Consider the following 11002-nt stretch of genomic DNA (forward strand, 5'->3'; position numbering starts at 1 on the left):
GTTCGATTTCCGGGAATGGACGGCCTGTTCAGGCCGCCTTCCTTGCGTTGCCGTAATCGAAGGTCTCGATCGCGGCACGGATCACATCCGTCCCCACGCCCACCGCCCAGGCGGCGCCGGCGGCAGCAAGGATGTTCTCGACGATCCAGTGCTGGCTGTCGAGGTCCTTGATCGCCAGTTTGGTCGTGTCGACAAGCGGCGTTTCCACGCCGTCTTCGGCAAGGACGATGCTGCCGTCGCGTACGAACAATGCGCGGCCGCCCTGTTCGCGGTGCTTTGCGAGCGCCGCGGTTTCCGGCGACAGGCTGAAGAAGATCACGCCGCCGTCGCACAACTCGGCCAGGCCGGCGACGCGCGGGTCGGCGGCATTGAGCACGGCGGTGCCTTCGGGCAGGACGATGTCGACCTGGGTGCGCGCGATCGTCGCCAGTGCATCCGCATCCGCGAAATGCAGGTCGGCGAGGTCGCCATGCGCATCGATATTGGTCACGACGCCGACGAGGCAGCGGTCATAGGCCAGGCCTTCCGACGCGATGGCACGGAAGCCGTTTTCAAACACCGCGGCCTCGACCGAGCGGTTCATCAGGATGCGATGCGCGGAGTTCCAGTTCGCGCTGTCCCTGGCGTCCATCTGGCGCTGGCGCAGGAAGATGCCGTCGCTGCAGGCGGTGCCGACATAGGGACCGTGCAGCTTCAGCATGCGCGCGGCCAGGCGAGCGACCATGGTCTTGCCGCGGCTGCCGGTGATGCCGACGATGGGGATGCGGCCGTTGTCGTCCTTGACGGGGAACAGGTGGTCGACGATCGCCTGGCCGACGGGACGAGGTTTGCCGACTGCGGGCTTGAGGTGCATCAGCAGGCCGGGGCCGGCGTTCACTTCGACGATCGCGCCGCCCTGTTCTTCCAGCGGGCGCGAAATGTCCTGCGCCACGATATCGACGCCGGCGATGTCGAGCCCGACGATGCGCGCGGCCAGCGAGGCGGCGGCGGCGACGGCCGGATGGACCTCGTCGGTGCAGTCGAAGGCGAGGTTGCCGCGGCTCTGGATCAGGACATGCTTGCCTTCCGGCGGCACGGAGTCGGGGCCGAAGCCCTGGCGCTCCAGCACCAGCAGGATCGTGGGATCTTCCTCGTAGGTGATGCGGCTGAGCGGGAAGTCCTCATGGTCGCCACGGCGCGGATCAGTGTTGATCTGCGATTCGATGAGTTCGGTGACGGTGGACTTGCCGTCGCCGGTAACGGCGGCGATCTCGCCCTTGGTGGCAGCGACCAGCTTGCCGCCGACGATCAGCAGGCGGTGTTCGTCGCCGCGCACGAATCGCTCGACCATCACGTCGCTGCCTTCTTCGTCGGCCAGCTTGTAGGCGGCTTCGACCTGCTCGCGGGTGGTCAGGTCCATCGAGACGCCGCGCCCGTGGTTGGCGTCGGAGGGCTTGACCACGACCGGAATGCCGATGTCCTCGGCGGCATCCCAGGCGTCCTCGGGGCTGGTCACCACGCGGCCCTCCGGGATCGGCACGCCGCAGGATTGCAGCAGGCGCTTGGTCAGGTCCTTGTCGCGGGAGATGCTTTCGGAAATCGCGCTGGTCTGGTCGGTCTCGGCCGTCCAGATGCGGCGCGAGCGGGCGCCGTAGCCGAGCTGCACCAGGTTGCCTTCGTTCAGGCGCAGGGCCGGGATGCGGCGGTCGGTGGCGGCGTCGACGATGTTGTAGGTGCTGGGACCGAGGCCGATGCGCTCGGCGAAATCCGTCAGTTCGGTGACCGTCGCCTCGACGTCGCAGGGTTTGTCCTCGATGGCCGCCATCACGATGTCGCGCGCGGCGGTGAGCGCCTTGCGGCTGACTTCCTCGTAGCGCGCCCGCACGACCAGCTTGTACAGTCCGCGCTTGCCCTTCACCTCGCGCGCCTTGCCGAACCCGGTCTGCACGCCGGCCAGGTTCTGCAGCTCGATCATCACGTGTTCCATGATGTGGGCGGGCCAGGTGCCTTCGCGCAGGCGCTGCAGGAAGCCGCCGCGCTCGCCGACGCCGCAATGGTGCTCGGCCAGGCCGGGGAGCATGGCGGTCAGGCGTTCGTAGAAGCCGGGGATGGTATTGGAGGGAGAGTCTTCGAGGTCGCCGATGTCAACCCATGCCTCGAGGGCCGGCCGATATGTCCAGATATTCGGACCGCGCAGAGACATCACATTGATGATCTCAATGGTTTTGTTGTTCATTTAATACTTGGGGCAGTGGGGTAAAAGGCCTTATGGATTTGAACGTCGTTTTTGCTGGCCTGTTCCGGATTAACGCTTTTCAGGCGCGGAAGTTTACTTGATGCGAAAAAAATTATCGGTCGGACGCAAAGTCCGGGAAACAAGATTATCGCCTCTCGGTATACTTAGCGCCACATCGGCGAGTCAATTAGCGCGCTCCCGCCAGTAGTTATTTACATTTTGCAAACAATTTTCGGCCGTTTCGTGCAATTCCGGCACCCTTGTTTGCCCTTTCCGAGCTTTGATGAATACTGAATCCCCGAATCTGTTGCCGCAGCGGCAAGCCGTGCCCGCGCACTGGCAACAGGAAGTCCAGTCGCGCCTGCAGGCCGGCGAAACCGCCGTGGCCGGCGTCGAGCTGGACCTTGACGCCGAGCTCCGTTTCGCCTCCGGCATGGTGGTCGCGACCGAACGCCGCCTCCTTGCCAGGACGGCCGGCGGCGATTGGCAGGAATGGCCGTACCGCGCAGGCCTGGCCCTCGGCCACCACGACCACGCCGGCGTCGGCACGCTCGAGCTGCATGACGGCTCGGCACGCCTGGCCTGCTGGCGCTACACCCTGGGCCGCAATCCCGAGGCGCTGCGCCTGATCAAGCATTTCGAGGAACAGCGCGACGCCGCCGTGAGCGGCCGCCCGGTGCAGGAACCGGAACAGTTCACCTGCCCGAGTTGCAAGGCGCCGATCCCGGCCGACCAGGAAGAATGCCCGATCTGCACGCGCGAAATGCACACGCCGCCGTCCACCTGGACGCTGTTCCGCCTGTGGCGTTTTGCCAAGCCTTACAAGGGCCAGCTGCTGGCCGGCTTCCTGCTGACGCTGGCCTCGACCGCCGCGACGCTGGTGCCGCCCTACCTGTCGATGCCGCTGATGGACAATGTGCTGATTCCCTATCAGAACGGACAGCAGATCGACAAAGGCCTGGTCGCGATGTACCTCGGCGGCCTGTTCGGCGCGGCGATGGTGGCGTGGATACTGGGCTGGGCGCGCACCTACATCCTGGCACTGGTATCGGAACGCATCGGCGCCGACCTGCGCACCTCGACCTATGAGCACCTGCTGAAGTTATCGCTCGAATACTTCGGCGGCCGGCGCACCGGCGACCTGATGGCGCGCATCGGCTCGGAGACCGACCGCATCTGCGTGTTCCTGTCGCTGCACCTGCTCGACTTCGCCACCGATGTGCTGATGATCACGATGACCGCGATCATCCTGGTGTCGATCAATCCCTGGCTGGCGCTGGTGACCCTGCTGCCGCTGCCTTTCATCGCGTGGATGATCCACATCGTGCGCGACCGGCTGCGCCACGGCTTCGAGAAGATCGACCGCGTATGGGGCGAGGTGACCAACGTGCTGGCCGACACCATTCCCGGCATCCGCGTGGTGAAGGCCTTCGCCCAGGAAAAGCGCGAAGCCGCGCGCTTCCGCGAAGCGAACAAGCACAACCTGCTGATCAACGACCGCGTCAACAAGGTGTGGTCGCTGTTCTCGCCGACAGTAACCTTCCTCACCGAAATCGGCCTGCTGGTGGTGTGGGGCGTGGGCATCTGGCAAGTGTCGCGCGGCGACATCACCGTCGGCGTGCTGACCGCTTTCCTGGCCTACATCGGCCGCTTCTACACGCGGCTCGATTCCATGAGCCGCATCGTGTCGGTCACGCAAAAGGCGGCCGCCGGCGCCAAGCGCATTTTCGACATCCTCGACCATGTGTCGTCGGTGCCGGAATCGCAAAACCCGGTGCACCTCGACCGCATCGAGGGCCGCATCGACATCCGTTCGGTCGGTTTCCGCTACGGTAATCGCGCAGTGCTGCGTGGCGTGGACCTGGCGATCAAGCCGGGCGAGATGATCGGTCTGGTGGGTCATAGCGGCTCCGGCAAGAGCACGCTGGTCAATCTGATCTGCCGCTTCTACGATGTCTCGGAAGGCGCGATCATGGTCGACGGCGTCGACATCCGTTCGCTGCCGGTGGCCGAGTTCCGCCGCCATATCGGGCTGGTGCTGCAGGAGCCCTTCCTGTTCTTCGGTACCATCGCCGACAACATCGCCTACGGCAAGCCGAATGCGACGCGCGAGGAAATCATGGCGGCGGCGCGCGCGGCCAACGCACACGAATTCATCCTGCGCCTGCCGCACGGTTACGACTCGCTGGTCGGCGAACGCGGCCAGACGCTGTCCGGCGGCGAGCGCCAGCGCATCTCGATTGCGCGCGCGCTGCTGATCGATCCGCAACTGCTGATCCTCGACGAGGCCACATCCTCGGTCGATACGACCACCGAAAAGGAAATCCAGAAAGCGCTCGACAACCTCGTGCGCGGCCGCACCACCATCGCGATCGCGCACCGCCTGTCCACGCTGCGGCAGGCAGACCGCCTCGTGGTGCTGGACAAGGGCCAGATCGTCGAAGTCGGCCAGCATGAGGAATTGCTCGCGCGCGGCGGCCACTACTTCCGCCTGTACCAGGCGCAACTGCGCCAGGCGGAAAATGAGGCACTGGCAGACGTCGAGGAGGACGCGGCATGAACCACTTCACATTGAGCCGCAACGCCTTCGGCAAGCTGGTCTTTTCCGACGCCGAGGGCGTGCATGAAGGCGTGGTGCCGGTGCGCGCCTTCCCCATCGCCGCGCCGGACACCGGCATCGCCATCGTCGACGTGGATGGTCACGAACTGGCATGGATCAACCGGCTGGAAGACCTGCCGGCCGACACGCGCGCGCTGCTGCAGGAAGAGCTGAAGAGCCGCGAATTCCTGCCGGTGATCAATCGCATTCGCACGGTCTCCACCTTCGCTGTGCCGAGTACCTGGGAAGTCGAAACCGATCGCGGCGTGACCAGCTTCGTCCTCAAGGGCGAGGAAGACATCCGACGCATCGCCGGGTCGGCGCTCATCATCGCCGACAGCCACGGCGTGCAATACCTGATCCGCGACCAGGGTGCGCTCGACAAGGGCAGCCGCAAGCTCCTCGACCGCTTCCTCTGATCCTGCCATCTGCATCCCGCCTGTCCGGGCGGGATGGTCTCCCTGCGCCTGATGCCCTGCGGCAATGCTTGTCGCATTCCATTGCGCGAGCGCAAAACTTCTTCGTATCGCTTCTTTTTGTTTCGTTTTTTGACTTATTTTGATCTTTGCGCGCGCAGTTTAAAACTTGATTCTGCAATGCAGAACGGCGCGTAACCAAAATCAACATAAGAGGAGACAAACCGTGAACAAGAAACTCTGCAGCGGCGGAGCGCTGCTGCTCGGCAGCACCTTTCTGTTGAGCGCCTGCGGCGGCAACCAGGCGGACAGCGCATCCCTGGGTGCGACTTCCCTGATGGCGCCGGCAAAGAAAGTCGTCACCGAGGAATCCCGCATCCATGACGAACGCAGCTTCGTCGTTCCCAATCCCGCCGCGGCCGCCGACTACGAGACAGCCGAGGATGGCGGCCCGGGATTCAAGGCCATGTCCGGCTCAACCGTCACCACCGACCGCTGGGCAGGCGAACTGAACGGCGCGGCCTACCGCATCGAAGTCCCGAAGAACTGGAACGGCAAGCTGGTGATGTACGCGCACGGCTATGTCGGGCCGGCGCCGGAACTGCGCGTCTCCATGCCCTCGATCCGCCGCCACCTGATCGAGAACGGCTACGCATGGGCGGCGTCCAGCTACAGCAAGAACTACTATGACGTGAGCGCCGGCGTGGAAGATACCAACGCGCTGGCGGATGGCTTCAAGAAAATTGCCAGGGAACGGGGACGCCAGCTGCACGCGCCGTACAAGACCTACATCATGGGCCACTCCATGGGCGGTCACATCACCGGCGCGGCAATCGAGGAAGAGACCTGGAGGACCGCGGTCAACAAGCAGAAGTACGACGGCGCGGTGCCGATGTGCGGCGTCATGGGCGACACGGAACTGTTCGACTACTTCGCCGCCTACCAGCTTGCCGCGCAAACGCTGGCCGGCTACCCGGCGCATCCCTCGAGCGCATTCGGCACGATCGCGGCGGACGTGCGCGCCAAACTGTTCACGACCTTCAGCACCGTGCCCACGGCGCAGGGCGTGAAGCTGCTGCAGGCGGTGAAGAACCTGACCGGCGGCGAGCGGCCGGTGTTCCTGCAAGGCTTCGGCAATACGGGGCTGCAGAACGTTGTCTGGGGCACCTTCGGCAGCGACGGCACGGTGAACGGTATCCTGAACAAGAGCACGCTCGACACGCACCGTTTTATCTACCAGTTCGACAACGACCCGGCGCTGTCATACGACGAAGAACAGTTCAACCAGACGGTGCAGGACCTTACCGCCGCGCCGGATGCGAACCGCCTGCGCGCCGACGGGCTGCGCTGGATTCCGCAGGTGAACGGGCAGTTCAATATCCCTGTCGTGTCCTTGCACACGCTGGGCGACATGTATGTGCCGTTCAGCATGCAGCAGATCTATCGCAAGCGAGCCGATGCACAGGGCAGCGGCGACTGGCTGGTGCAGCGGGCGATCCGGGCGCCCAGCCATTGCGACTTCACGGTGCGTGAGCAGGTGGAGGCGTTTGAAGCGATGGTGAAGTGGGCGGAGACGGGGATCAAGCCGGCTGGGGATGATGTGGTGACGCCGGCTACTGTCGCCCATCCGCAGTATGGGTGTGCATTTACGCGGAATGCGGGTGGGGCGGATGACAGTCAGGTGACCGTGGGGACCCGGGCTGTTATTGCGCCTATGCTGGTGCCTTGTCCGGCTTCGTGAAGGTTGTCTCTGCGGAGAACCTGTTCTGCAGGCTCTCCGCAGAGAATCAGGCCGCCCGAGGCTCAGCAGCAACCAGCACACTGCACCGAACCTTATCCACCAGCACAGCATCCATAGACCCTCGCCACCACCGCAAGGCAAACGGCTTCTTCCGCGAGTGTCCCACGATCACCAGATCGATCCCATGCTTGTTCACAAGCTCGGCGATGACATTCACAGGCTCCCCGACCTCAAGATGCAGCGTCACCCGCAAATCCGCTTCTTCAAGCAGCTTGCGCCCCGCTTCGAGCACCTGCGCCATGGCTTCTTTCTCGGCGAGCTCCTCATCCACGGTAGGCACGGCAGCGACAAACTCGCCGGCCAGCACAATCGGCGTCGGCGTCACGACAACAAGCAGATGGATTTCCGTCGAGGCGCCGGGTGCAAGGCGAATACACTCCTGCAAGGCATGGCGGCTTTCGGGTGTTCCGTTATAGGCGACCAAAATTTTGCGGTACATGATTGCCTCCTTGTGCAGGGTGAAGAAACGTTTCCATTTCAATCATACATCGCACACAGGTTTAGGCAATCGATTTCCGGCAAAAGATTGATTACTGTGCGAGCGCCTTTTCGATCGCGCCGACCAGCTTCGCATCATCCGGCGCCACCCGGCTGTTATAGCTCCCCACCACCTTGCCGCTGCGGTCGATCAGGTACTTGTAGAAGTTCCATTTCGGTGCGGTTCCGGTGATCTTCGCCAGCTCGGCATGCAGCGGATTGGCTTCCTTGCCGCTGACCGCGCTCTTGGCGAACATCGGGAATTTCACCCCGTAAGTGTTGAAGCAGAAATCCGCGATCTGCTTGCTGTCGCCCGGCTCCTGGTTGCCGAAGTCGTTGGACGGGAAGCCAAGCACGACCAGGCCTTTCGGCTGGTATTTCGCATGCAGCGCCTCCAGCCCCTCGTACTGGCCGGTAAAGCCGCAGTAGCTGGCCGTGTTGACCACGAGGACCACCTTGCCCGCGTACTGGCACAGGTTCTGCGGTGCGTCGTCCTGCAGGCGGTTGAAGCGCTGGTTGAGGAGGGACGGACAGGACTGGCCCTGCGCGGAAGCGGGCGCGGCGACCGCAAGCAGGACAGGCAGGAGAATGGCAGGCAGCATGGGAATCCCGGCGAAAGAATGGACCGTTTCATTCTAGTCAAAAACCACACAGCCGGCCGGCAGTCCCGACATTTCCCGTTGGCATTGCGCTAATATGGTGAAAATTCCGGCAAGGACTTCGCATGCTCAAGGTCGTCGTCATCGATGCAAACGCCATTTCGCGCAACCTGCTGACCTCCGTCCTGGTAAACGGCGGCTTCAATGTGGTGGGCGATTCCAACACCGCGCCGGCAGGCCTCGCCGCGATGATCAAGCTGCAGCCGCAGCTGGTGTGCATCGACCTCGGCGGCGCGGACGATGATGCCTTCGACAAGCTCAACACGATCCGCACCGGCCTGCCCAAGGCCGTCGTCTTCCTCGTCTCCAGCCAGTTCGACGCTTCCACCGTGCAGACCACCGCAGAACGCGGCGTGCACGGCTTTATTGTGAAGCCTTTCAACGCCGTCAACGTCCTCGGCAGCATCCGCAAGGCCATTATCAAACTGGCCAAGTCCCACCGCGCCCCTGCATAACCGGGGAACCTACCCGCGTCAGCGCATCAAAAGACGAAACCATGTCCTGCTGCACCGCAGCGGGCCTGCATTTGTTCCTCGCGTCAAGTATCCGTGATCAAGGAAGTTGTCGGCCGGACTGCCTACAATGGACTTCACCATGTCGGCGGCGGGCATCGGCTTGCCGCCGGCATTCCATTCTGAAAGGTCACTCCCATGAGAAAGAAAGTCGTATCCGCCGCTGAAGCGATCGCCATCCTGCATGACGGCGACACCCTGTGCTGCTCCGGTTTCGGCAGCAACGGCGTACCCGTCGAACTGATCCTCGCGCTGGAGAAGCGCTTTCTCGAAACCGGCTCGCCCAAGAACCTGACGCTGCTGTTCGGCGGCGGTCCCGGCGACGGCGGCGAAGGCGGCGTGAACCATCTCGGGCACGAAGGCTTGCTCAAGCGCGTGATCGGCGGCCACTACGGCCTGGTGCCGAAGGTCGGCAAGCTGGCGCTGGAGAGCAAGGTCGAGGCCTACAACCTGCCGCTGGGCGTGATCTCGCACATGTACCGCGACATCGCCTGCGGCCTGCCGGGCACCGTGTCCAAGGTCGGCCTCGGCACCTTCGTCGACCCGCGCCTGGAAGGCGGCAAGATCGGCACGAAGACCACGGAAGACCTGGTCAGCGTGGTCGAGCTGGGCGGCAAGGAACTGCTGTACTTCAAGACCTTCCCGATCTCGGTCGCCTTCATCCGCGGCACCTCGGCCGACCCGGAAGGCAACATCACGATGGAGCGCGAGAACCTGACGCAGGACGTGCTGGCCGTCGCCACGGCGACCAAGAACAGCGGCGGTTTCGTGATCGCGCAGGTGGAACGCATCGCCGAGCGCGGCTCGCTCAATCCGCGCCGCGTGAAGGTGCCGGGCGTGCTGGTGGACTGCGTGGTGGTCGCCCAGCCGGAGAATCATCCGCAGAACCTCAACGGCAGCTACAACCCGGCCTTCTCGGCCGAGGTGCGCGTGCCGCTGGATGCGCTGGAAGCCATGCCGCTCGACGAGCGCAAGGTGATCGCGCGCCGCGCCGCCTTCGAGCTGCTGCCGAACTCGGTGGTGAACCTCGGCATCGGCATGCCGGAAGGCGTGGCCGCCGTGGCGAACGAAGAGAAGATCCTGAAGTACATGACCCTGACCGCCGAACCGGGCGTGATCGGCGGCGTGCCGGCGTCCGGCGTCAATTTCGGCGCGGCAGTGAATCCGGACGCGGTGATCGACATGAACCAGCAGTTCGATTTCTATGACGGCGGCGGCCTCGACCTCGCCTGCCTGGGCCTGGCGGAATGCGACCCGGCCGGCAGCATCAACGTCAGCCGTTTCGGCCCCAAGCTGGCCGGCGCGGGCGGCTTCATCAACATCACGCAGAACAGCCGCACGGTGGTCTTCGTCGGCACCTTTACCGCCGGCGGCCTGAAGACGAAGGTCGAGGGCGGCAAGCTGCAGATCCTGCAGGAAGGGCGCGCGCGCAAGTTCGTCAACAAGATCGAACAGGTGACCTTCAGCGGCCCGTATGCGGCCAGCACCGGCCAGAACGTGCTGTATGTGACGGAGCGCTGCGTGTTCAAGCTGACGCCGCAGGGACTGGAACTGATCGAGGTCGCGCCCGGCGTGGATATCGAGAAGGACATCCTGGCGCAGATGGATTTCAAGCCGATCATCAACAAGCCGGTGGCCATGGACGCGCGCATCTTCATGGACGAGCCGATGAAGCTCAAGGAGACGCTGCTGTCGATCAGCCTCGAAGACCGCATGCAGTACGACGCGAAGAAGGGCGCCGCCTTCTACAACTTCCAGGGCCTGCGCGTGATGAACCACAAGGATGTCGAGGATATCCGGCACGCCGCCGAAAAGCTCTGCCATCCGATCGGCCGCAAGGTGAAGGTCATCGTCAACTACGACGATTTCCAGATCGACGAGAACATCTCCGACGAATACTGGGCCATGGTGAAGGGCCTGCACGACAAGTACTACACCCATGTCTCGCGCTACACCACCAGCGCCTTCATGCGCATGAAGATGGGCACGGCGCTGGAAAGCCGGGGGCTGGCAGCGCATATTTTCGAGACGCAGCAGGAGGCGATGGAGTCGGCGGCGGACGACTGAAGCAGGGACGATTCCCTGCCACCGCCTGCGGGTGCTTTCATTGATTTTTTCACATCCTTTACCCCGTCATCCCTGCCTTCGCGGGGATGACGGACCGCTGCGCCGGCAAATCCGACCCTCATGCCCCCTGGTTCCAAACCAGACTGTCCATCTCGTGCATTAAACCTATCCGGGATCATGGAAGCCCCCGGGGACCTGTGATGAAATGACCGTTTTTGCCGAATGGTTATTAGCGAAGTGTAACCGGGCTTCGCTG

At 63.6% G+C, this 11002-nt stretch carries 8 protein-coding genes; 5 read left to right on the plus strand and 3 right to left on the minus strand.

Annotated elements, in window-relative coordinates; genetic code table 11:
- Positions 1-28: 28 nt before the first annotated feature.
- A complete protein-coding gene (locus AC3WOY_RS12335) occupies positions 29-2215 on the minus strand; it encodes a cyanophycin synthetase (protein WP_492424123.1) in 2187 nt (728 codons plus the stop codon).
- 283 nt (positions 2216-2498) lie between these two features.
- Here AC3WOY_RS12335 and AC3WOY_RS12340 point away from each other — a divergent pair, with 283 nt between their 5' ends.
- The 3 genes from AC3WOY_RS12340 to AC3WOY_RS12350 all read left to right on the plus strand — a co-directional run bounded on the left by AC3WOY_RS12340 (position 2499) and on the right by AC3WOY_RS12350 (position 6971).
- Positions 2499-4775, plus strand: coding sequence for a cyanophycin metabolism-associated ABC transporter (locus tag AC3WOY_RS12340; protein WP_492424125.1), 2277 nt, complete (start codon positions 2499-2501; stop codon positions 4773-4775).
- The gene (locus AC3WOY_RS12345) at positions 4772-5233 is read left to right on the plus strand and encodes a cyanophycin metabolism-associated DUF1854 family protein (RefSeq protein ID WP_492424127.1); all 462 of its coding nucleotides are present in this window, start codon (positions 4772-4774) and stop codon (positions 5231-5233) included. Before AC3WOY_RS12340 ends, AC3WOY_RS12345 begins: the two co-directional genes overlap by 4 nt.
- A gap of 223 nt (positions 5234-5456) precedes the next feature.
- Positions 5457-6971, plus strand: a complete 1515-nt coding sequence (locus AC3WOY_RS12350; protein ID WP_492424129.1) for an alpha/beta hydrolase family protein — start codon at positions 5457-5459, stop codon at positions 6969-6971.
- Positions 6972-7017: 46 nt separating this feature from the next.
- Here AC3WOY_RS12350 and AC3WOY_RS12355 read toward each other — a convergent pair whose 3' ends face one another.
- Together AC3WOY_RS12355 and AC3WOY_RS12360 are read right to left on the minus strand one after the other, a co-directional pair.
- On the minus strand, positions 7018-7470 hold the full coding sequence (locus AC3WOY_RS12355; protein WP_492424131.1) for a universal stress protein: 453 nt from the start codon (positions 7468-7470) through the stop codon (positions 7018-7020).
- 91 nt (positions 7471-7561) lie between these two features.
- Positions 7562-8110, minus strand: coding sequence for a glutathione peroxidase (locus tag AC3WOY_RS12360; RefSeq protein WP_492424133.1), 549 nt, complete (start codon positions 8108-8110; stop codon positions 7562-7564).
- A 122-nt stretch (positions 8111-8232) separates the two neighbouring features.
- Between AC3WOY_RS12360 and AC3WOY_RS12365 the strand changes: the two genes are divergently transcribed.
- Positions 8233-8622 carry an ANTAR domain-containing response regulator gene (locus tag AC3WOY_RS12365; protein ID WP_492424135.1) on the plus strand — a complete coding sequence of 130 codons (390 nt, stop codon included), beginning with the start codon at positions 8233-8235 and terminating at the stop codon, positions 8620-8622.
- 195 nt (positions 8623-8817) lie between these two features.
- Entirely contained in the window at positions 8818-10746 is a 1929-nt protein-coding gene (locus AC3WOY_RS12370; protein ID WP_492424137.1) for an acyl CoA:acetate/3-ketoacid CoA transferase, read from the plus strand.
- The last annotated feature ends 256 nt before the right edge of the window (positions 10747-11002 follow it).

Source organism: Noviherbaspirillum sp. FW303-A3 (assembly GCF_058788695.1).